This is a genomic window from Nocardia rhamnosiphila NBRC 108938 (genome assembly GCF_000720425.1).
GTDB classification, from domain to species: Bacteria; Actinomycetota; Actinomycetes; order Mycobacteriales; family Mycobacteriaceae; genus Nocardia; species Nocardia rhamnosiphila.
In genome coordinates this window covers 73634-95536 of the sequence record NZ_JOAJ01000003.1, presented here as the reverse complement: position 1 = coordinate 95536, position 21903 = coordinate 73634, and the positions used below count along the sequence as shown (strand labels likewise).

Below are 21903 nucleotides of genomic sequence, written 5' to 3'. Positions count from 1 at the left end.
GATGACCGCCGATATCCCCGTCGTATTCGTCCCGGGCATGCTGTGCGACGCGCAGTTGTGGGCGCAGGTGGAGCCGGGCCCCGGTTTCCGGGCCGTGCACGGTGGCCTCGACGCGCCGTCCATTTCCGGTATGGCCGATCAGGTGCTGAGCGCTGTGGACGGGCCCTTCGTCCTGGCGGGCCTGAGCCTGGGCGCGATCGCCGGGTTCGAGGTGCTGCGCCGGGCGCCGGGCCGGGTTGTGGGGTTCTGCGCCGTATCCACGAATCCGCATGCCCCGACCGCCACCCAATACCGCTCCTGGCACGATATGGCCTTCCGGACCACGCGCGGGGAGTTCGAGACCGTGGTGCGTGAGGTCATCGCGCCCACCATGTTCGGCGAACGGTCCGGCACACCCGAACTGGTCGACCGCTTCGTCGCGATGGCACTGCGCGTGGGGTCGAGCCGATTCCAGAGCCAGCTACGGGCACAGGCCGATCGTGTCGATTCGGTCCCGGCCCTGGGTGCCGTGGACTGTCCGGTCCTGGTCGTCTCCGCAGACGACGACGCCCTGTGTCCCCGCGAGTACCACCGCACCATCGCCGCGGCGATCCCAGGATCACGCTTCGAGACGATCGCCGGAGCCGGTCACCTGTGCACCTGGGAAGCGCCACACCGAATTTCCGAACTTCTGAGCGATTGGCTACCGGCCGTCGCTCGGTACCGAACCATCCGACAGGAGTCGACATGCCCGTAGTTCTGAAGAAGCCGGTCCCGGCCGAAGTGGTCCGCCAGGATCGCTCCGAGGTGGGTGAACGTGTCGCCGCGATCCTCGAGGACATCCGGCTCGGCGGCGACGCCGCGGTGCGCAGGTACTCCGAGCAGTTCGACAAGTGGAGTCCCGAATCGTTCCGGCTCTCCCCGGACCGGATCGAGGAGATCATCGCCTCGCTGCCCGCGCAGGTCGTCGAGGACATCGAATTCGTCCAGCGGCAGGTGCGTACCTTCGCGCAGCACCAGCGCGATTCGCTCACCGATTTCGAGGTCGAGACGCTGCCGGGGGTCCACCTCGGGCAGAAACATATTCCGATCGACCGGGTCGGCGCGTATGTGCCGGGCGGCCGCTACCCGCTCACCGCCTCCGCCCATATGACCATCGTGACCGCGAAGGTCGCCGGGGTGCCGAGCGTGGCCGCCTGCACCCCGCCCATCCGGGGCGAGATCCCGGCGGCGACCGTCGCCGCCATGCATCTGGCCGGGGCCGACGAGATCTACCTGCTGGGCGGTGTCCAGGCCGTCGGCGCGCTCGCGCGCGGCACCGAGACCATCGACCGGGTCGATCTGCTCGCCGGCCCGGGTAACGCCTATGTCGCCGAGGCCAAACGGCAGCTCTTCGGCGAGGTCGGGATCGATCTGTTCGCCGGGCCGACCGAGATCCTGGTCATCGCCGACGACGCCGCCGACCCGTTCGTCGTCGCGGTCGATCTGCTCTCCCAGGCCGAACACGGCCCGGACTCGCCCGCGGTATTGATCACCACCTCCGAGACGCTGGGCCGCCGGGTCCTCGACCATATCGAGACGCTGCTGCCGGGTATGCCGACCGCCGATTTCGCCGCGCCGGCCTGGCGCGACCACGGCGAGATCATTGTGGTCGATTCGCTGGACGAGGCCTATGAGCTCGCCGACAGCTATGCCAGCGAGCACGTCGAGGTGCTGACCCGCGCACCGCGCGAGGCACTGGAGAAGATGACCAGCTACGGCGGCCTGTTCCTCGGGGAGGGCACCTGCGTCTCCTACGGCGACAAAGTGATCGGGACCAACCATGTGCTCCCGACCCGCGGCTCGGCCCGCTACACCGGCGGTCTGTGGGTCGGTAAATACCTGAAGACGGTGACCTACTCCGAGGTCGTCGATCAGGCGTCGAGTGCGCGGCTCGGTGAGGTGTGCGGCCGGGCAGCACGCGTCGAACTGTTCGAGGGGCATGCGCGCTCGGGCGATGTGCGGGCCGCCAAATATGCGGGCGCCGAGCTGCCGTGGGCCGGAAACCTCTATGCCGGAGCGAACTCGTGAGCGACCACGCTCCCGGCCGCGCCGTGACACCCGGTGCGGGGCCCGGTGTCGGGGAGGATGCCGCCGCCGAGCGCGCACTCTCCGGCCCGTGTGCCGGAGAGCGGGAGCCCGTCGCGGCGAACCGGTCTTCGATCGATCCGATCGCCGGCCGCACCGCGCTGGTCACCGGTGGTGGCAGCGGGCTCGGCGCGGCCATCGGCCTGGCATTGGCGGGCGCCGGGGCCCGGGTGATCGCGGTGGGGCGGGACCGGGGCAAACTCGACCGGGTCGTGGCGCGGCATCCGGAGTCGATGCGGGCCGCGGTCTGCGATGTCGCCTCTCCGGCATCGGTGACGGCGCTGGCCGGTGAACTCGCCGACGAAAATGTATCGATCCTGATCAACAACGCGGGTGTACCGGGTCCGGTCGCGCCGCTCACCGAGATCGACCCCGACGAGTGGGACGACGTCTTCGCGGTCAATGTGCGCGGCGTGTACCTGCTGTGCCGCGCCTTCGTTCCGGCGATGGTCGCGGCGGGTCGTGGTGATGTCGTCAACCTGGCCTCGGTCTCCGGTAAGCGGCCGCTGGCCCGGCGTACGCCCTACTGCGCGTCGAAGATGGCGGTGATCGGGCTCACCACCACGCTGGCCGCCGAGGTCGGGCCGCTGGGGGTGAACGTGAACTCGCTGTCGCCCGGTCCGGTGGACAGCGCCCGGATGCACCGCAACTTCCGGCTCGAGGCCGAACGGACCGGGACCGGCTACGAGGAAGCCGAGCGGGCGTTCGTGTCGCGGGCCGCGCTCGGACGCATGGTCACCGAGGACGAGGTGGCCCGCGCGGTCCTGGCGATGCTGGCGATGCCCGGTCTCTGCGCGGCCGATATCGATCTGTCGGCAGGGATGGTGGCCCGCTGATGACGGCCATGAAACAGCGTCTGCGCGACGGCGACCGGCTGCTCGGCGCGCTGGTCCGGATGCCGGCGGAGGAACTCGTCGAGATGGTGGGGGTCGTCGGATTCGACTACATCCTGATCGACTGCGAGCACGGGCCCGCCGACCTGATCCCGCTGCGACAGCACATCGCCGCCGCCCGAGTGCACGGAATGGATGTGCTCGTGCGGGTGGGTCAGCAGGAGCCGGCGCTGATCCAACGGGTTCTCGACCACGGCGCCGCCGGGGTGGTGGTACCCCATATCGACGATGCCGGGCAGGCCGCGGCAGCCGTCCACGCGGCGCGGTACCCACCGGTGGGCGACCGCGGTTTCGCGACCTACGGCCGGGCGGGCCGGTACGGGACGCGGACCGCGGCCGACCACCTCGCCGCCGATGCGCGGGAAACGCTCGTCATCGCCATGGTCGAATCCACGGCGGGCTGTCGCCACGCGCCCGAGATCGTGGCGACCCCCGGGGTCGATGGGGTGATGGTCGGCCCGGCCGATCTCGCGGTGTCCATGGGCGCGCACGGTCCGGCCGACCCGGCCGTACAGGCCGAGATCGAGAAGGTTCACGCGGCCGTGGCCGATCATCAGCGGATCCGGCTCGACATCGTCTCGAGCGACCAGCGGGCCGCCGCGGCGTTCGATTCGGGTGCGGACCTGGTGGTCATCAACCTCACGCACGTGCTGATGGAGACGTTCGCGAAGTTGCGGTCGGTGCGCTGATCGGGTCCGGAGCCGGTCGCGCGGTACCTCGAGGCCAGGAGTTCGCCGCGTATCGCTCCGATCGATCGACTGATGACAGGACAATGGCTTCCGGATTACGTTTGTGCAGCTCAGAGTGGATTTATATGGAAGTGGCGGGTGGGCGCCGATAGGATTCCCGGCATGATCGACCCCGCGCGCCTCCTGCCCCGCCGCATTGCTGTGACGGCCGCGATCCTGGCGGCCACGGCCGCCGGACCGGTACTGGGCACCGCGCCCGCCACCGCCGCGCCCGCCCCGCCCGCCCACGCGCCGGCGTTCCCGGTCCCGCCGCTCACCGAGGTGGCCGCGGCGGGCACCGAGGGCTTGGACCCGTTGCTGGCACTGGCCTACACCATGGCCGAACAGGAGGCGCACGCCCAGGGGGTGCCGATGTCGATCAATTCGGGCTATCGCACATCCGAGGAGCAGCGGGCGATGTGGGAAGAGGGTCTGCGCACCTACGGGAGCCCGGAGGAGACCCGGCGCTGGGTGCTGCCCCCGGAGGAATCCACCCATGTCACCGGCCGGGCCGTCGATATCGCCCCCCGGGAGGGCGCCGCCTGGCTGGAGACCAACGGCAACCGCTGGGGGCTGTGCCGGACCTTCGACAACGAATGGTGGCATTTCGAACTCGCCACCCTCCCGGGTGCCGCATGCCCGGCCCGGGTCCCCGATGCCGCGCACCGGTGACGCGGGGCCGCGCCGAAAGGTGACCTGTGCTGATCCCTCGACCACCAGCGGTGGATTGCCGAGTCGGGTAGCGCGCAGCCGACGTGGAGTCAGACGCCCGACAGTGACCGGAGCTCGTCCAGGAAGGCGCGGGTCCGCGGATCGCCCGGAAAGTTGTCCACCAGTTCCTGCGCCACCTCGCTGCCGATGCACAGCAGCGAGGGCAGGGACCGCCGTTTCGCCTCGAACGCCCGCCGTCCCTGGGCCACCGCCAGTTCCAGATCGCGGCTGCGCGCGGCGACCACGGCCAGGGTGAGGTGGGCTTCGGCGACCCGCATCGGATTGCGCACCGAACCGTCCAGGGCGACCGAGTCGGCCAGTACCGCCTGCGCGTACATCTCGGCGCGCGCATCGTCGCCGACGACCCGGGAGCAGTCCATGGCGTAGAAGTCGAACTTCTGCGGATCCACGACGAAATGATTGTCGAGGTCGTCGGGGTGGCCGAGCCGGTTCAGCAGGGTGCGGCCCTCGGCCAGCGCCGCGTCCACGGCCGTGCGATCGCCCAGCCGCGCCCACGCCTTCGCCCGCTGGGCCGCCAGCTGCACACCGACTCCGCTGCCTGCGCATTCCGCCGGAACCGCCTCGGCCGCCTGGATCACCCCGCGATGATTGCCCTGGGTCAGCGCGAACCAGGCCGCCAGTTCCGAACTCCAGCCGATGATCTCGGCATGCCCGGCCTCCTGGCCCAGCGACCGGGCCGCCCGCCGGGTGGCCTCGGCGCTGCTGCGCCGGCCGAGATCGTATTCGAGACAGCCGAGCAGCAGTGCCACCCAGCCGGCCAGCTCCAGGACCTCTTTGTGCTGGGCCAGGGTGAGCCGGCTGTCGAGCAGTGCGGCGATCCGGCGCAACCAGCCCGCGGCCTCGAGATGGAGTTCGTGTGGATCGGTGGAGGCGTAGTCGCAGCACAGCCGCTGCGCGGTGATCCGCACCGCGTCCAGGGTGGCCGTCGAAATATCCGACATCCGAAGGCGTCCCATGAATTCGAGCGTGTCCATCCCGGTGGCGGTGAGCAATTCGTCGTCGCGGCTCGGCCGGGCCTTCGGGAAGAATGCCGCGGCCACCGAGTCGAAGGCGGCCGCGATGAGGGGCGCGTAGAAATCGTCGGGTCGTGATTCGCCGGATTCCCAACGCCGCCAATTGCGTAGGAGGGTGCTGTCGGTCGGGAGATTGTGGGACGACTTGGCGCGCAGGGCGCGGACGGCGTCCGCCTGTGACCACCCACGCGCATCGCGTTCCGAGCGCATCCGGATGGCCCACAGCGGACGATCTTCAGCAGCAGTCACGCGGCCAGTATTGCACCAGCAAACTTTCCGTGGACCCCAGAGGGCATCCAGATGTCCCCCGCATGACCTCTTCTGCCGTTGTCACGGGTGGGCCATGCTCGAATAGGACCGGCTTCGTACCGGTTCAAGCAACACCCCCGCGAATGCGGGGAGGAGATCCCGGAGCAGGAAATGGTTCCCCGCCCCCGTGTGGGGAAGGATTCAGGAGGTTCGGGTGGAAGCGTTGGTATACGGGTATTTACGCGACGATCTGGCCGCGGGCGACGGTGACGATATGGAGGCCGCGCTACGTGAGCTGGCCGAGGCCCGAGGACTGTGCTTCGCCGCGACGTTCCACGAATCGCGTCCCGGCGACGGGACGGCGTTCGCCGAACTGACCCGGGAACTCCAGCGGGCGGATGCCCATCACGTGGTGGTTCCCTCGCTCGATCACCTCACCGGCCAGACGATTCCACGCGAACTGCTCATCGCGAAACTGGCCAGTGACGCCGCCGCCCGCATCTGGTCGGTGGCCGGCTGAACCGAGGACCCGGCGGCCCGGCGTACCCCCTCAGCGCCCGAAGCCGCCGGGTCCTCGCCTGCGCAGGTACTTCTCGAATTCGGCGGCCAGGGCGTCGCCGTCGATCTTGGCCATCACCTCGTTGACGTCGATCGCGGCGTCGCCGCGCTCCTCCAGCGAATGCACGTATTCGGCGATCTCGTCGTCGGCGACGGTCATCTCGTTCACCGTCGACTCCCACTCCTCGGCCTGCTGGGGCAGCTCCCGCAGCGGCACCTCGATATCGAGGACGTCCTCGACCCGGTGCAGCAGCGCGATCGTCGCCTTCGGGTTGGGCGGCTGCGATACGTAGTGCGGCACCGCGGCCCAGAACGACACCGCCGGGACCCCGGCCTTCACGCACTGGTCCTGCAGCACCCCGGTGATACCGGTGGGCCCCTCGTAGCGGGTCTGCTCGAGTCCGAACTGCTCGGCCGCCTCCTTGCTGTAGGCCGAACCCGTGACCGGCACCGGCCGGGTGTGCGGGGTATCGGCGAGCAGCGCCCCGAGGATCACCACGGTCTGCACGCCGAGCTGATCGATGAACTCCAGCAGATCCGCGCAGAAGCGCCGCCACCGCATATTCGGTTCGATACCGCGTAACAGCACCACATCGCGGTCGCTGCCGGGCGGGGAGCACACCGACAGGACGGTCGCCGGCCAGACGATCTCCCGGGTGACGCCCTCCACCTGCCGGACCATCGGCCGGTTCACCTGGTAGTCGTAATAGTCCTCGGAATCGAGTTCGGCCAGCGGCCGCGCATCCCAGATCAACTCCAGATGCTCCACCGCGCCGCTGGCGGCGTCACCAGCGTCGTTCCAGCCCTCGAAGGCCGCAACGAGCACCGGGTCACGCAGTGCGGGCAGTTCCCGATCCACCGGAGATTCACTCGAGCTCACCCCTGCCAGCCTACGGGGCGGGGCGCCACCGGCGCGCAGTATCGGTCCCGCCGCGCCTGTCGGCGGCGTCGCCGGTTGTGGCCGCCCGCACAGGGCAGGAAGTAGGGCGACACCGTGACAGAGGCGCACACTAGTCTGGAATCCATGTCTGCCTCCCGCTCCGCCGAGTTCGATACCACGTTGCTCGACACTCTCACCAGGCGTGTCGTGATCGGTGACGGCGCGATGGGCACGATGCTGCAGGCCGTGGACCTGACGCTGGACGATTTCCGCGGGCTGGAGGGGTGCAACGAGATCCTCAACGACACCCGCCCCGAGGTGTTGCGGCATATCCATCGTTCCTATTTCGAGGCCGGCGCCGATGCCGTGGAGACCAATACCTTCGGCTGTAACCTGCCCAATCTCGGCGACTACGGGATCGCCGACCGGATCCGGGATCTCTCGGAGAAGGGGACCCGGCTGGCCCGCGAGGTCGCCGACGAGATGGGGCCGGGCCCCGACGGTGTCCCGCGGTACGTGCTGGGCTCCATGGGCCCCGGTACCAAACTGCCCACCCTCGGCCACGCGCCGTACGCGGACCTGCGCGACGCCTACACCGAGGCCGCGCTCGGCATGCTCGACGGCGGCGCCGACGCGGTACTGATCGAAACCTGCCAGGATCTCCTCCAGGTCAAGGCCGCCATCACCGGCACCCATCGGGCGATGGAGCGGGCCGGTCGCCGGATCCCGATCATCACCCACGTCACGGTGGAGACCACCGGCACCATGCTGGTCGGCAGTGAGATCGGCGCGGCGCTGACCGCGCTCGAACCGCTCGGTATCGACCTGATCGGCCTCAACTGCGCCACCGGGCCGGACGAGATGAGCGAACATCTGCGCTACCTCTCCCAGCATGCGCGCATCCCGGTGTCGGTGATGCCCAACGCGGGCCTGCCGGTACTCGGCGCGCACGGTGCCGAGTACCCGCTGACCCCGGAGGAGCTGGCCGCCGCGCTGCGCGGGTTCGTCGCCGACTACGGCCTGGCCCTGGTCGGCGGCTGCTGCGGTACCACCCCGGAACATATCCGCCAGGTGGCCGAGGCGGTCCGTGAGGTCGAGACCGGGCTGGCGCCGATCGGGCAGCGCCGCACGCCCGACCCCGAGCCCAGCATCTCGAGTATGTACACCGCGGTGCCGTTCCGGCAGGACGCGAGCGTGCTGATGATCGGGGAACGCACCAATGCCAACGGTTCGAAGGCGTTCCGGGAGGCGATGCTCGCCCAGGATTGGGCGAAATGCCTGGATATCGCCAAGGACCAGACCCGCGACGGCGCCCATATGCTCGACCTCTGCGTCGACTACGTCGGCCGTGACGGCGCCGCCGATATGTCGGAACTGGCGTCCCGGCTGGCCACCGCCTCCACCCTGCCGATCATGCTCGACTCCACCGAGACGCCGGTGCTGCGCGCGGGCCTGGAACATCTGGGCGGGCGCTGTGCGGTGAACTCGGTGAACTACGAGGACGGTGACGGCCCGGGTTCCCGGTTCCAGCAGACCATGGCCCTGGTCGCCGAACACGGCGCCGCGGTGGTCGCGCTGACCATCGACGAGGAGGGGCAGGCCCGTACCGCCGAGCACAAGGTCGCCATCGCCGAAAGGCTCATCGCCGATATCACCGGCAACTGGGGTCTGCGCGAGAGCGACATCATCATCGACACCCTCACCTTCACCCTGGGCACCGGGCAGGAGGAGTCGCGTCGCGACGGTCTGGAGACCGTCGAGGCCATCCGGGAACTCAAACGCCGGCACCCCGAGGTGCAGACCACGCTGGGCCTGTCCAATATCTCCTTCGGGCTCAACCCCGCCGCGCGCCAGGTGCTGAACTCGGTGTTCATGCACGAATGCGTGCAGGCCGGCCTGGACAGCGCCATCGTGCACGCCTCGAAGATCCTGCCGATGAGCCGGATCCCCGACGAGCAGCGGGAGACAGCCCTGGACCTGCTCTACGACCGTCGCCGCGAGGGCTACGACCCGCTGCAGAAACTCATGCAGCTGTTCGAAGGTGTGTCCACGGCCGACTCCCGCGCCTCACGGGCCGACGAACTGGCCGCGCTGCCGCTGTTCGACCGGCTCGAGCGGCGCATCGTCGACGGTGAGCGGGCCGGGATGGAAGCCGATCTCGACGAGGCCATGCGGGAAGTGCCGCCGCTGAAGATCATCAACGAGACCCTGCTGTCGGGGATGAAAACCGTCGGCGAGCTGTTCGGGTCCGGGCAGATGCAGTTGCCGTTCGTGCTGCAGTCGGCCGAGGTCATGAAAGCCGCGGTCGCCCACCTGGAACCGCATATGGAGGCCACCGACGACAGCGGTAAGGGCCGCGTCGTCCTCGCCACGGTCAAGGGCGATGTGCACGATATCGGCAAGAACCTGGTGGACATCATCCTGTCCAACAACGGCTACGAGGTGGTGAACCTCGGTATCAAACAGCCCATCGCGACCATTCTCGACGCCGCCCTGGACAAGAAGGCCGATGTGATCGGTATGTCCGGGCTGCTCGTGAAATCCACCGTGGTGATGAAGGAGAACCTCGAGGAGCTCAACTCCCGCGGGGTCGCCGACCAGTTCCCGGTGCTGCTCGGTGGGGCCGCCCTCACCCGGTCGTATGTGGAGAACGACCTCACCGACGTCTACGAGGGCGATGTGCACTACGCCCGGGACGCGTTCGAGGGCCTGCGGCTGATGGACGAGATCATGTCGCAGAAACGCGGTGACGGTCCCGATCCGGACAGTCCGGAGGCGGTGGCCGCGCGCGAGAAGGCGGCCGAACGCAAAGCGCGTCACGAGCGCTCGCGCCGGATCGCCGAACAGCGGCGGGCAGCCGAGACACCGGTCGAGGTACCCGCCCGGTCGGATGTGGCCGCCGACCTGCCGGTCCCGGTGCCGCCGTTCTGGGGCTCCCGGGTGATCAAAGGCCTCCCGGTGCACGAGTACTCCGGGTTGCTGGACGAACGGGCGCTGTTCCTCGGCCAGTGGGGGTTGCGCGGCCAGCGCGGCGGCGACGGCCCCAGCTATGAGGAACTGGTGGAATCCGACGGCCGGCCCCGCCTGCGGGCCTGGCTCGACAAGCTCAGTACCGAGGGCGTGCTACAGCATGCCGCGGTGGTGTACGGCTATTTCCCGGCGGTGTCCGAGGGCGACGATGTCGTGGTGCTCACCGAACCGGAACCCGATGCGCCGCAGCGTCACCGGTTCACCTTCCCGCGCCAGCAGCGGGACCGGTTCCTGTGCGTCGCCGATTTCATCCGCTCGCGTGCGCGTGCCCGCGAGACCGGACAGGTGGACGTCCTGCCGTTCCAGCTGGTGACCATGGGCCAGCCGATCGCCGATTACGCCAATCAGCTCTTCGCCGAGGACAACTACCGGGACTATCTGGAGGTGCACGGCATCGGGGTGCAGCTCACCGAGGCGCTCGCCGAGTACTGGCATCGCCGTATCCGTGAGGAACTCACCCTGGAAGGCCACGCGATCGCCGAGTCCGATCCGGCCGATATCGCCGACTACTTCTCGCTCGGCTACCGCGGCGCCCGGTACTCGTTCGGGTACGGCGCGTGCCCGGATCTCGAAGATCGCGCCAAACTGGTGGACCTGCTCGACGCCGGGCGGCTGGGGGTGACGCTGTCGGAGGAACTGCAGCTGCATCCGGAGCAGTCCACCGACGCGTTCGTCCTGTTGCATCCGGAGGCGAAGTACTTCAATGTCTGAGCCCGGATAAACCTGCGGGCAATGTGATTGTCGTCACTTGCGGGGCGGTCCGGGTGCTCCGGACCGCCGTCGGAGATCGAAAACGCAGGTGATCGGGGTGCGACGGGGTCGGTAAACCCCTACTGCCCGCGCGGCTTCCAGGCGTCGGAGCGTAGGATTTCCGGGAATTTCCGCTGAGGTTACCGCCGAATCAGAAGTCGCGACAATGTTGTCGGGCGGTTCGGGCGCGCCGGGCCGGAGCGGACCCGTAGGCAGCCGCCTGTGACGCGCGGAGTGCTGGAAGACTCGGCGGCGAACAGAAGGGGCCACGACAGAGATGACCAAGGATCGGCTGATCGCCGGACGGTATCGGCTCACGGATCCCATCGGCACCGGCGCCATGGGTGTGGTGTGGCGGGCACTCGATATCCGGCTCCAGCGCACCGTCGCGGTCAAACAGGTGCTGCTCGGACCCAACCTGACCGAACAGCAGACCTCCGAAGCGCGCAAACGCGCACTGCGCGAAGGCCGGATCGCCGCGCGCCTGCACCACCCCAACGCCATCTCGGTGTTCGACGTCGCCGAGGAGGACGGCCAGCCGTGGCTGGTCATGGAATACATGAACGCGCCGAGCCTGGCGAGCCGGTTGAATCTCGACGGCACCATGGGCCCGCTCGAGGTTGCCAAACTCGGCGCCCAGGCGGCCGCCGCGCTCGCCGCCGCGCACGACGCGGGCATTGTGCACCGCGATGTGAAACCGGCGAATCTGCTGGTGGGCGACGACGGTACGGTGAAGATCACCGATTTCGGTATCTCGCGAGCCACCGGCGATGTGACGGTGACGGCCACAGGTTTCCTGGCCGGCACCCCCGCGTATCTGGCCCCTGAGGTCGCCCGCGGTGAGCAGCCGATACCCGCCTCCGATGTCTTTGCCCTGGGATCCACGCTCTACCACGCCCATACCGGCCGCCCGCCGTTCGGCGACGGTGACAATCCGCTGGCGGTCCTGCACGCGGTGGCCGGCGGACAGGTCGAACCGCCCGCCGGCGCGGGCGCCCTGGGACCGGTGCTGATGCGCCTGCTGGCGACCGAGGTCGCCATCCGTCCCACCATGCACGAGGCACAGGTCATGCTCGAGGAGGTGGCTGCCGGGCGGGCACCGGAACCGGTCGATCCGGTGGCGCCCGCCGCCACGAAGATCCTGCCCGCCGATGCGGCCGCGACCACCCCGCTGTCTCCGGACGCTCCCTCCTCGGTACCGGTTCCGTCGCCGGGCGCAACCCCGCCGGCCTTCCGCGGTCCGCGACAGACCGTCCCGGCGAGTGGCGCCGGTGCCGTCCCACTCGCATCCGGCCAGACTCCGGCAGAGACCGGGGGCTCCCGGAAACGCACCGGTGCGGCGTTACTGGCGGCTGTCTCCGCGCTGATTCTGGTGGTGGTTGTGGGCCTGGTGCTGGCGAATGCCCTCGGCGGCGACGACACCAACGATCCGGCCGCGCTTGCCCCGGGCACGTCGCAGGCGCTCGCCCCCGACACCGCCGAATCCGACACCGAATCCACCGCCCGGCCGTCGACCACGACCCCGCCGCCGACCACCACGGCAGAAACCGGTCCGCCGTCCGCGGCCCGCGTCGAGCAGTTCGTCCGCGGGTACTACGGCCTGCTGCCCGGCAACCCGTCCGCCGCCTGGTCCCAGCTCTCGCCCGCGTACCAGGCCACCACGGGCGGCTACGCCGAGTACACGCGCTTCTGGTCGACCATCTCCGCCATCAGTATCGGCGCGGTGACGCCGTCGGGCACCGGCTCGGCCGTCGCCACCATCACCTACACGATGAGCAATGGTTCGGTGCAGTCGGAGAACCGGTCGTTCCAGGTGGTGCCGGAGGGCGGACAGCTGGTGATCACCGCGTCCCAACTGCAGTGAGCCGCCCGCCCGGGACCTTCCCCCGGCCGTGCTGCCGATAGGGTCGGCCGGGGATGCCGGGTCGGCTCCCGGGCACAGGCATGTGATCGACCGCGACGAAAGGCCGTACCTATGAACCGGGTTGCCGGAGTGCTGTGGGATATGGACGGCACCCTCCTCGATTCGGAGAAGCTCTGGGATATCGGTGTGCGGGAGCTGGCGCGCGAACTGGGCCGGGAGATGACCCAGGAGATCCGGCACGCACTCATCGGCGCGTCGGGGGCGAACGCGCTGCGGATCATGTTCACCGAACTCGGCCTGCACCCGGAGCCCGCGGCCGTGGCGGCGGCCGGACATTTTCTGGAACAGCGCGTCACGGAACTGATGAGCGGGCCGATCCCGTGGCGGCCGGGCGCGGTGGAGGCGCTCGAGATGGTACGTGCCGCGGGCCTGCCCACCGCGCTGGTGACCAACACCAAACGGTCGCTGACCGAGCTGGCGCTGGAGACCCTGGGCCGCGATCGCTTCGACGTCTCGGTCTGCGGCGACGAGGTCCCGCACGGGAAACCCGATCCGGCCGTGTATATGCGTGCGGCGGAGCTGCTCGGCCTGGATCCGTGCGAGTGTGTGGCCGTGGAGGATTCGATCACCGGCGTGGCGGCGGCCGCGGCCGCGGGCTGCGCGGTACTGGTGGTGCCCTGCGAGATCCCGGTCCCGGTGCATCCGTCCCGGGTGCACCGGGACAGCCTGATCGGCCTGTCGCGCATCGACCTCGACGAGGTGCTACGGACCTGCCGCGAGCCGGCCGCGGGCGATCCCGCAGTGTCCTGACCCATCCCGGTCCTGACCCATCCCGTGACTGCCGGTCCGCGCCGGCGGGCGGTCAGCGGTGGACCGGCCCGGGAATACGGACCCCGGCGGTGCGGAGCTCGGACTCGAAGAGCGCCGCCAGTCGCATCGCGGCCGGTGTCTGTTCTTCGCCGTGGTGCGCGATCAGCGTGTAGCGGGCCGCGGTATCGGTGCGGGCCTGCAGGGCGGTCACGATTTTCAGGTGGTCGGGGTTGGCGAGGTAGTGATCGGCCACGGCGCTGGCGAGTTCGGTGATCCGGGGGTCGTCCGGTTCCCAGGCCGCGGCCGCGGCGGCGCGCTGGATCAGGGCGACGTAGCGGGGGTCGTCGAGGGCGTGCTCGACATGGCCGAGGTAGTCGTCGAAACCGTCGGGCACCAGCGCCTTGGCCAGCACCCAGCCCTCGCGGGCGGTCGCCACCTCGTCCGCGGGGAAGCCGAGGCGCGTCATCCTTTCCAGTAGCGTCACCGCGCGGTCGCCCAGCAGCGCCCGGTCACCGTCGGCGAGCCGGTGCAGTGTGTCACGCCGCGTGACCAGCTCTTCGATCCGTTCGGTGAGTTGCCGCTCGACGCCGGCCAGCGCGGTGACGAACCCCGCGGGGTCGGCGGCGAGCAGCGGCCCGATCTCGGCCAGCGGCACCCCGGCGGCGGCCAGCGTCCGGGCCTGCACCAGCCGCAACAACTCCGCGGACCCGTACCGCCGGAAACCGGAACTGTCGCGTTCCGGCTCTGCCACCAGGCCGACCTTGTGGTAGTGCCGCACCGTTTTCACCGTCACTCCGACGAACGCGGCCGCCTGCCCGATCGTGACTCCGTTCTTCATCTGTTCAGCCTTCCTTGTCCCGGCGACCACCGGCCGCGACCGGCGGGAGCTCTGTCCCGACGACCGCAGCCGGCGCCCCACCATGTCGACTACCCGAGGTTCAGCGCAAGGGCGATGGTGCCGAATGCCGCCACGGTCGAGGTCATGCCGCCGCGCGTCCCGATCGACAGCCATGACGGTCGCTCGGCAGCCACTCGACCGCGCTTCGGCCGAGTGCCCTCAGTGGTGTACACGGCGAGCAGCCCCGGAATCGGCGAACACCTCGTCGACCAGCCGTTGCTGGGCGTCCCGGAACGCCGTGGCGATGGACAGGCCGGGGTCGTCCACGCAGTTCAGCGCCGCGGTCAGGGTCTTGCTGCCATCGGGTGTGCTGTACATCAGCGCCGCATGACCCACGGCCGCGCCGTTGTGGGAGATGACGGTGCCGCCGTCGGTCTCCACCACGAACACTCCGAGGCCATAACCCATATGCGGCAGGGGAGTCGGGTGCGGGGTGCACATCTGTGCCAGCAGCGGGGCCGGCAGGAGCTTGCCACTCATCAGCGCGGAGAGGAAAGTGTGCAGGTCGCGGGTGGTCGAGATCATGTCACCGCCGGTGGAGATCCAGGAGGGGTTCTGCCGGGTGATGTCGATGGTCTGCTGCTGTCCGGCGTCGTCGTAGCGGTAGTAGGCGTGCGCGTGCGGCTCGGGGATCTCCGGCGAGGCGTCCGGCAGCACGGTACCCGACAGCCCCAGCGGCCCCAGGATGCGCTGCCGCATCTCCTGGGCGAGCGAGCGCCCGGTGGCCTTTTCGATCAGCAGCCGCGCCAGCACGTAATTGGTGTTGGAGTAGCTCCAGTTCGTACCCGGTTCGAACCGCGCCGGCTCGGACAGCGCCAGTTCCACCAGCTCCTGCGGCCGGTAGACGGCGAACCGGTCGGCCGCCCACTCCGCGCCCGAGGCGCCGTAGGGAATTCGGATCCCCGCCACGATCGCCCCGTCGTCGAAGACTTCACCGGTGAAATTGAAGATCCCGCTGGTGTGCTGCAACAGCATCCGTACCGTGACCTGCCCGTCGAGTGCGAACTCCGGTAGGTAGTCCACCACCGGGGTATCCAGCCCGACCCTGCCCTCGGCCACCAGTTGCAACACCAGAGTCGCGGTGAAGGTTTTGGTAGCGCTGCCGATCCGGATGTGCCCGTCGATCGGCGGTGGCACGGCCTCGCCCAGTTCGGCCACCCCGGCGCTGCCCACCCACTCGCCCCGCTCATCGTGCACTCGCAGCGTGATCCCGGTGAAGCCGGAATCGACGATCTCCTGGAGGGCCCGCTGCAGTTCCGGGCGATCCGGCCCGGCAGCCACCGGCCCGGTATCGCTGTCCGATGCCGTCCCGGCAGCGAGGGCCGCAGTGATCGTGCGGGCCATTTCCGCCGCGGCGGGGCCGGGCCCGTCCGGGTGGATCTGTGCGGCTTCGAGGGCGAGCAGAATCGTGCTGCGAAAGTCGCCGGCCGCTGCGGGATCTCGCTCGCTGAGCAGGTGCACGGTCGCGGCCAGGGCCGGCAGCACCCGGTCGGCGAGTTCGGCGACGGTCCGGCCGGTGACGGCTATCTCCGTGGGCTTCGCGGCGAGTGCATGGCCGATCACCCCGGTCGCCGAGGTGAGGGCGAGGGCGGCGTTCGTGGCGGCCCGGCGGGGGTCGCCGGTGGCGGCGGCCATCAGGGATACCGCACCGTACGCGGCGGTCCGCAGGGTGCTCTTGTCGTGGTCGGAAAGGGTGATGGACATGCCGGTTCAATCCTTCGAATCTGTGGTGCCCGGTCGGCGTCGTGCCGCTGGGACGAGCTTCCGCCCTGCCCCAAGGTCAACTTCAATAGTGATCTGACTCACACCAATGCCGCTCATGTGGTGCGGGGACGGCTCGGTGGTCGCGCGCTGCCGGGGTCTCCGGTGGGCTGCTACTTCCTCGACCGCGGGGTCTCGCCGGCGCGGCAAGGGCCATGGTCCGGCTCGGCCTCGGGAGTGGTGGGGGTGATCGGGCCGGTAGTGGGGCTGGAGGTGTTCGTGTGAGTTCGGTTCGGACGAACCGGGATTTCGGGAACCGGGCGTGTGTGCCGCTGCATCCGGAGGTCGAAACATCCTGGGATGGATCACTTTTTCTACCGCTCATCCCGTCCCGGCCGTGGTGCGGGAGAAACGGCGGGCGTGAACGGTATTACGCGGCAACAAGACCGAACGGTCCGTGACCGGACTCACCCGTTATCTCTGGCAAACACCGGGCGTGTCGCAGACAGTCCGATAACAATATCGCTATGGCCGCCACGGTGACCTTGAACGACATCGTCGATACATCCCGCTACCCGCTCGCGGAGCCCGGTGCCCCCGGTTGGCGTGCCGCGGTGGCGGCGGCCCGGGCCGATCTAGCCGAGGACGGCTGCACCGTCCTGCGCGAGTTCATCCGGCCCGAACTGCACGCCCTGCTCGCCGAGCAGGGGGAGCGGATGGCGCCGCACGCCTACTACCGCACCGAGCGGGTCAACGCCTACAACATCCCGCTCGACAGCGAATTACCCGAGGACCATCCCGGCCGGATCGTGTTCGAACGCGGTAACGCCTTCGTCCCGCGTGACCGCATCCCCGCCGACGCGCTCATCCACCGCCTGTACACCGACGAGCTGTTCCAGCGTTTCCTCGCCGATTGCTTCGGCCGGGACCGGCTGCACGAATTCGCCGACCCCCTGGCAGGGCTGGTTCTCAATGTGGTCTCCCCGGGGCAATCGCATCCCTGGCATTTCGACACCAACGAGTTCACCGTCAGCATGCTGACCGCCACCCCCGACGCGGGCGGGGTCTTCGAATACTGTCCCGGAATCCGTTCCCCGCAGGCCGAAAATCTGCCGGATGTGCACGCGGTCCTGACCGGATCGGGCGAGCGCCTCATCCGGCGTCTGGTACTGCGCCCGGGGGATCTGCAACTCTTCCAGGGCCGCTTCTCACTGCACCGGGTCTCCCCGGTGGAGGGCGCGGCCGCGCGGCATACGGCGATCTTCGCCTACAGCGACCGTCCCGGTGTCATCGGCACCGTGGAACGCACCCGTCAACTGTTCGGACGGGTGCTCCCCGATCATCTCGCCGCGGCCGACGCCGTCCGGGGTGACCGGCTGCTCGATTGATCGGACGCGATCGAGTGGATACCGCCCGAGGAGAGGAACACACCGTGCCAGTTCCGTTGCACACCACCGGGAAAGCATCCTTCGACGACATCTACTCGAGGCCCGATCCACGCGACTACTACGCGCGGATGTCGGAGCTGGACTATCGCATTCCGGAACTGGCGAAACCGCATCTGCGGCGACAGATCGCCGAATGCGGCGCGGCGAAGGGCGCAGCACCCGGTGTGCTGGACATCGGGTGCTCCTACGGCGTGAACGCAGCCCTGCTGCGCTGGGACACCACCCTCGCCGAGCTGGCCGGATGGTATGCGGACCCCGAGGCGGAGACGAACGAGTTGATCGCTCGCGACCGCGCCCGGCCGGCCGGCGCCGACGCGCTGCCCGGGGTGCGGTTCCTCGGTATGGACGCCTCCGCGCCCGCGCTGGACTACGCCCGTGCGGCGGGCCTGCTCGACGCCGTGGTGCACGCCGACCTCGAGGCCACCGACCCCAGCGACGAACAACGCGCGATTCTCGCCTCGGCGGACCTGGTCGTCTCGACGGGCTGTATCGGATACGTCACCGAGAAGACGATCGTGCGGATCGCCACCGCCCATCCCGACCGGCGCCCCTGGATGGCCCATTTCGTGCTGCGTATGTACGGTTTCGAACCCATCGAGGCGGAGCTGGCGGCCCTGGGTTACCACACCCGGCGAATGCCCGGCGAGTTCGCCCAGCGCAGGTTCGCCTCGGTGGCCGAGCGCGAGCAGGTGCTGAGTACGCTGACCGGTAACGGCATCGATACCACCGGCCTGGAGAACGAGGGTTGGCTGTATGCCAATCTCTATGTGTCCCGGCCGCTTTCGGCGCCCATATCCATCGCTTGACCGCCGGGCGCAACCCGCCGACCGACAACCGAACCGGAGAACGACTTGACCGAACCCACCTTCGCCGCCGAGGACCAGCTCCCGAGGGTCCCGTTGCCGACCCTCGAGGACAGCTGCGCGCGTTTCGTCCAGTGGTGCACACCGCTGCTGACCGCCGAGCAAGTGGCCGCCACCGAGGCGGCCGTGGCCGATCTGCTACGCCCCGGCGGCCCCGGCCGCGTGCTGCACGACGCGTTGCGCGAATACGACGAGACCCCGGGCGTGGGTAGCTGGCTCGACCGGTTCTGGCCCTCGCGCTACCTGGGCCGGCGGGACCGGATCGCGTTGAACGCCAACTTCTTCTTCCTGTTCCGCGACGATACGGCGCTGGCGAGTTCCACGGCGGCCGACCAGGCCGAGCGTGCCGCCGCGCTGGTCGCCGCCGCGGTCGACTACAAGCTGGCACTGGACCGGGAGGAGATCCCGCCGGTCACCCAGCGGGGGCAGCGCCTGTCCATGTGGCAGAACAAGTACCTGTTCTCGGAGACCCGGATTCCCGGTCTCGAACAGGACACCGTGCGGGTGCCCTACAGTGAGGCCGAGCCGGGCCCGTCCACCGCGCGGCACATCCTCGTACTGCACCGCGGAGCCATGTTCCGGCTGGACGTTCTCGGAGCCGACGGCGACCCGTACGCCTTCGAGGATGTGACCGCGGGCCTGCGCGCGATCCTGAAATCGGCCACCGAGCCGGCCCCGGCCGGGACCTCGGTCGGACAGCTGACCACCGCCGCGCGCGCCGACTGGGCCCGCGCCCGCGCCCGGCTGCTGACCGATCCGCACAATGCCGAAGCGCTCGACACCGTCGAAACGGCGCTGTTCGCCGTCTGCCTCGAGGATTTCGCCCCACGCGACGACCTGCACGCCGCCGACACCCTGCTGCACGGTGACAGCGCCAACCGGTGGTTCGACAAATCGGTCTCGTTCATCGTCTTCGCCGACGGCCGGACCGGGATCAATGTCGAACACTGCGGCCTGGACGGCACCACCATCCTGTCCTTCGTCGACACCCTGCTGGAGACTCCCGTCGGCGAACACCTCCAGCGGTCCGGGGCGCGGGGGCAGGGGCTGCCGCCGGCCGAGCAGATCGAGTTCCGGCTCGACGCGGAGCAGCAGGCCGAAGTGGTCGCCGCCGGTGCGGCGTTCGCGCAGTACGCCGCGGACAATGCCACCACGGTCGTCTCGTTCGAGAATTTCGGCACCGCCCGGGCCAAACAGCTCGGTATCTCCCCGGATGCGTTCGCTCAGCTGAGCTACCAGCTCGCGCACCGGCGCAGTAAGGGCCTCACCGGCGCCACCTACGAATCCATCGCCACCCGGCAGTACCGCAACGGCCGTACCGAGGCGATGCGCGTGGTGACCCCGGAGATGGTGACCTTCGCCGACACCATGACGGACCCGGCGGCCGATACCGCCGCGAAACTGGCCGCTGCCCGCGCCGCCGCCACCGCGCATGTGGAGCGGGCGAAACAGTGCCAGTCCGGTGCGGCGCCGGAACAGCATCTGTGGGAACTCGAATGGATCCAGCGCCGCCGCGGCGCCGAACTCGGCGTCACCGACCCGATTCCGCTGTACTCCAGCCCCGGTTGGACCGTTCTGCGCGACGACTATCTGAGCACCAGCTCCGCGCCGTCGGTGAACATCAGCTACTTCGGTTTCGGATCCACCAGCCCGAAATGCATCGGTATCGCCTACGTACTGCTGCCCGACCGGTGGAATCTGTACCTGGCCACTCCGGCGGCCGTCGCCGACCAGATGCACGCGTTCGCCGGGCACCTGCGTACCGCCGTCGCCGAACTGGAGACCCTGCTCTCCGGAGCATGAGCGAGTCGGGCCCGGAGGCGGTAGCGCAGCGTGACCATGTAGGGCCCTCGCTCATGCCAATGGACACGGCATGAGCGAGTCAGGCCCGGAGGCGGTAGCGCAGCGTGACCACGCAGGGCCCTCGCTCATGCCAATGGACACAGCCTGAGCGGTACTCGGCCGATCGCCCGAGTGGGTGCCACGACACAGTGGTGCCCACTCGGGCGGAGTCGCGCGGCGGTGGTCTGAAACAATGACCTGCCGTGAAGACTTTCGAGGCCCTGTTCGCCGAGCTCCAGGATCGCGCAGCCACCCGTCCCGCCGGGTCGGGTACCGTCGCCGCGCTGGACGCGGGCGTCCATACCCAGGGCAAGAAGGTGCTGGAGGAGGCCGGTGAGGTGTGGCTGGCCGCCGAACACGAGGGCGACGAGGCGCTCGCCGAGGAGATCTCCCAGCTCCTCTACTGGGTGCAGGTTCTGATGGTGGGCCGCGGGCTGCGGCTGGAGGACGTCTACCGACATCTGTAGACGCCCCGACCGTTCCCCCCGACCGAAAGGACCACCATGCTGCGCGTCGCAGTACCCAACAAGGGCGCACTCTCCGAATCCGCGGTCGCCATCCTCACCGAGGCCGGCTACCGCAAACGCACCGACTCCCGCGATCTCACCGTGCTCGATCCGGCCAACCAGGTGGAGTTCTTCTTTCTGCGGCCCAAGGACATCGCCATCTACGTCGGCTCCGGCGAACTCGACCTGGGGATCACCGGCCGTGATCTGTCGCTGGATTCGGGCGCGCCCGTGCACGAGCGACTTTCGCTCGGATTCGGCGGTTCGACCTTCCGCTACGCCGCGCCGCAGGGCCAGGGCTGGAAGGTCGAGGATCTGCAGGACAAGCGGATCGCCACCTCCTACCCCAACCTTGTACTGGCCGATCTGTCGCGCCGCGGGATCGAGGCCGAGGTGATCCGGCTCGACGGGGCCGTCGAGATCTCCATCCAGCTCGGGGTGGCCGACGCGATCGCCGATGTGGTCGGCTCCGGCCGGACCCTGCGCCAGCACAATCTGGTCGCCTTCGGTGAATCGCTGTGCGATTCCGAGGCCGTGCTGATCGAACGGGCCGGCTCCGACCAGCGCGACCGGGCGCGTAACCAGCTGATCGCCAGGGTCAAGGGCGTGGTGTTCGCTCAGCAGTATCTGATGCTCGATTACGACTGCCCGAAGAGTCTGCTGGAACGCGCCGCCGAACTCACCCCGGGCCTGGAATCCCCGACGGTCGCCCCGTTGGCCGACCCCGGCTGGGTGGCGGTCCGGGCGCTGGTGCCGCGCAAGAAGGGCAACGAGCTGATGGATCAACTGGCGGAACTGGGCGCCCGGGCCATCCTGGCCACCGATATCCGCTCCTGCCGCGCCTTCTGAACCAGCGGGCGTAGGGACGGTCTGTTCCGACTCGGCGCCGAGGCCCACACCTCGGCGCCGAGCGAGCGGCCCGTGATCTGTGTTGCGGGCTGTCCCTGCGCGATACCTGCGCCCGACCCCATATCCAGCCCGGATTTCTCTGTGTCTGTCGCCCGCCCCGGTTTCCGACCACACGCCGTCGAC

General features: G+C 69.3%; 18 protein-coding genes. 14 read left to right on the top strand and 4 right to left on the bottom strand.

Annotation, left to right across the window (positions count from 1 at the left end):
* The first annotated feature begins 1 nt into the window (after nucleotide 1).
* The 5 genes from IG75_RS0112235 (at nucleotide 2) to IG75_RS0112215 (ending at nucleotide 4399) form a co-directional block, all read left to right on the top strand.
* Entirely contained in the window at nucleotides 2-736 is a 735-nt protein-coding gene (locus tag IG75_RS0112235; RefSeq protein WP_051714533.1) for an alpha/beta fold hydrolase, read from the top strand.
* The gene (gene hisD, locus IG75_RS0112230) at nucleotides 727-2049 is read left to right on the top strand and encodes a histidinol dehydrogenase (protein WP_030521352.1); all 1323 of its coding nucleotides are present in this window, start codon (nucleotides 727-729) and stop codon (nucleotides 2047-2049) included. The genes IG75_RS0112235 and hisD overlap by 10 nt, the downstream gene beginning before the upstream one ends.
* Nucleotides 2046-2942 (top strand): SDR family NAD(P)-dependent oxidoreductase, encoded by an 897-nt coding sequence (locus IG75_RS0112225; protein ID WP_425594455.1) that lies wholly within the window; start codon nucleotides 2046-2048, stop codon nucleotides 2940-2942. The genes hisD and IG75_RS0112225 overlap by 4 nt, the downstream gene beginning before the upstream one ends.
* Nucleotides 2942-3688 (top strand): HpcH/HpaI aldolase family protein, encoded by a 747-nt coding sequence (locus tag IG75_RS0112220; protein WP_030521350.1) that lies wholly within the window; start codon nucleotides 2942-2944, stop codon nucleotides 3686-3688. Before IG75_RS0112225 ends, IG75_RS0112220 begins: the two co-directional genes overlap by 1 nt.
* 162 nt (nucleotides 3689-3850) lie before the next feature.
* Nucleotides 3851-4399: a M15 family metallopeptidase gene (locus IG75_RS0112215; protein ID WP_051714532.1), complete on the top strand. Its 549-nt coding sequence runs from the start codon at nucleotides 3851-3853 to the stop codon at nucleotides 4397-4399.
* An 89-nt stretch (nucleotides 4400-4488) separates the two neighbouring features.
* Here IG75_RS0112215 and IG75_RS0112210 read toward each other — a convergent pair whose 3' ends face one another.
* Nucleotides 4489-5721 carry an XRE family transcriptional regulator gene (locus IG75_RS0112210; protein WP_245713191.1) on the bottom strand — a complete coding sequence of 411 codons (1233 nt, stop codon included), beginning with the start codon at nucleotides 5719-5721 and terminating at the stop codon, nucleotides 4489-4491.
* 214 nt (nucleotides 5722-5935) lie between these two features.
* On the opposite strand from IG75_RS0112210, the gene IG75_RS0112205 reads away from it, so the two are divergent.
* Nucleotides 5936-6241: a hypothetical protein gene (locus tag IG75_RS0112205; protein ID WP_036513657.1), complete on the top strand. Its 306-nt coding sequence runs from the start codon at nucleotides 5936-5938 to the stop codon at nucleotides 6239-6241.
* Nucleotides 6242-6271: 30 nt separating this feature from the next.
* On the opposite strand, the gene IG75_RS0112200 is transcribed toward IG75_RS0112205, so the two are convergent.
* Complete coding sequence (locus IG75_RS0112200) at nucleotides 6272-7159, bottom strand: PAC2 family protein (protein WP_030521346.1); 888 nt, start codon at nucleotides 7157-7159, stop codon at nucleotides 6272-6274.
* A gap of 144 nt (nucleotides 7160-7303) precedes the next feature.
* On the opposite strand from IG75_RS0112200, the gene metH reads away from it, so the two are divergent.
* The 3 genes from metH to IG75_RS0112185 all read left to right on the top strand — a co-directional run bounded on the left by metH (nucleotide 7304) and on the right by IG75_RS0112185 (nucleotide 13613).
* A complete protein-coding gene (gene metH / locus IG75_RS0112195) occupies nucleotides 7304-10900 on the top strand; it encodes a methionine synthase (RefSeq protein WP_030521345.1) in 3597 nt (1198 codons plus the stop codon).
* Between the two features lie 316 nt (nucleotides 10901-11216).
* Nucleotides 11217-12803, top strand: coding sequence for a serine/threonine-protein kinase (locus tag IG75_RS0112190; protein WP_030521344.1), 1587 nt, complete (start codon nucleotides 11217-11219; stop codon nucleotides 12801-12803).
* Nucleotides 12804-12914: 111 nt separating this feature from the next.
* Nucleotides 12915-13613: an HAD family hydrolase gene (locus tag IG75_RS0112185; RefSeq protein WP_036513653.1), complete on the top strand. Its 699-nt coding sequence runs from the start codon at nucleotides 12915-12917 to the stop codon at nucleotides 13611-13613.
* Nucleotides 13614-13665: 52 nt separating this feature from the next.
* Here the strand turns inward: IG75_RS0112185 and IG75_RS0112180 are convergent, their stop codons facing one another.
* Nucleotides 13666-14451: a MerR family transcriptional regulator gene (locus tag IG75_RS0112180; protein ID WP_030521342.1), complete on the bottom strand. Its 786-nt coding sequence runs from the start codon at nucleotides 14449-14451 to the stop codon at nucleotides 13666-13668.
* Between the two features lie 219 nt (nucleotides 14452-14670).
* The gene (locus IG75_RS0112175) at nucleotides 14671-16215 is read right to left on the bottom strand and encodes a serine hydrolase domain-containing protein (protein WP_245713192.1); all 1545 of its coding nucleotides are present in this window, start codon (nucleotides 16213-16215) and stop codon (nucleotides 14671-14673) included.
* A 524-nt stretch (nucleotides 16216-16739) separates the two neighbouring features.
* Here IG75_RS0112175 and IG75_RS0112170 point away from each other — a divergent pair.
* From IG75_RS0112170 to hisG, 5 genes are all read left to right on the top strand, one after another.
* Complete coding sequence (locus tag IG75_RS0112170) at nucleotides 16740-17600, top strand: HalD/BesD family halogenase (RefSeq protein ID WP_030521340.1); 861 nt, start codon at nucleotides 16740-16742, stop codon at nucleotides 17598-17600.
* A gap of 44 nt (nucleotides 17601-17644) precedes the next feature.
* Nucleotides 17645-18466, top strand: a complete 822-nt coding sequence (locus IG75_RS0112165; RefSeq protein WP_030521339.1) for a class I SAM-dependent methyltransferase — start codon at nucleotides 17645-17647, stop codon at nucleotides 18464-18466.
* A 45-nt stretch (nucleotides 18467-18511) separates the two neighbouring features.
* Nucleotides 18512-20326 carry a choline/carnitine O-acyltransferase gene (locus IG75_RS0112160; protein WP_030521338.1) on the top strand — a complete coding sequence of 605 codons (1815 nt, stop codon included), beginning with the start codon at nucleotides 18512-18514 and terminating at the stop codon, nucleotides 20324-20326.
* A gap of 242 nt (nucleotides 20327-20568) precedes the next feature.
* On the top strand, nucleotides 20569-20832 hold the full coding sequence (locus IG75_RS0112155; protein ID WP_030521337.1) for a phosphoribosyl-ATP diphosphatase: 264 nt from the start codon (nucleotides 20569-20571) through the stop codon (nucleotides 20830-20832).
* Nucleotides 20833-20868: 36 nt separating this feature from the next.
* The gene (hisG, locus tag IG75_RS0112150) at nucleotides 20869-21720 is read left to right on the top strand and encodes an ATP phosphoribosyltransferase (protein WP_030521336.1); all 852 of its coding nucleotides are present in this window, start codon (nucleotides 20869-20871) and stop codon (nucleotides 21718-21720) included.
* Nucleotides 21721-21903: the final 183 nt, after the last annotated feature.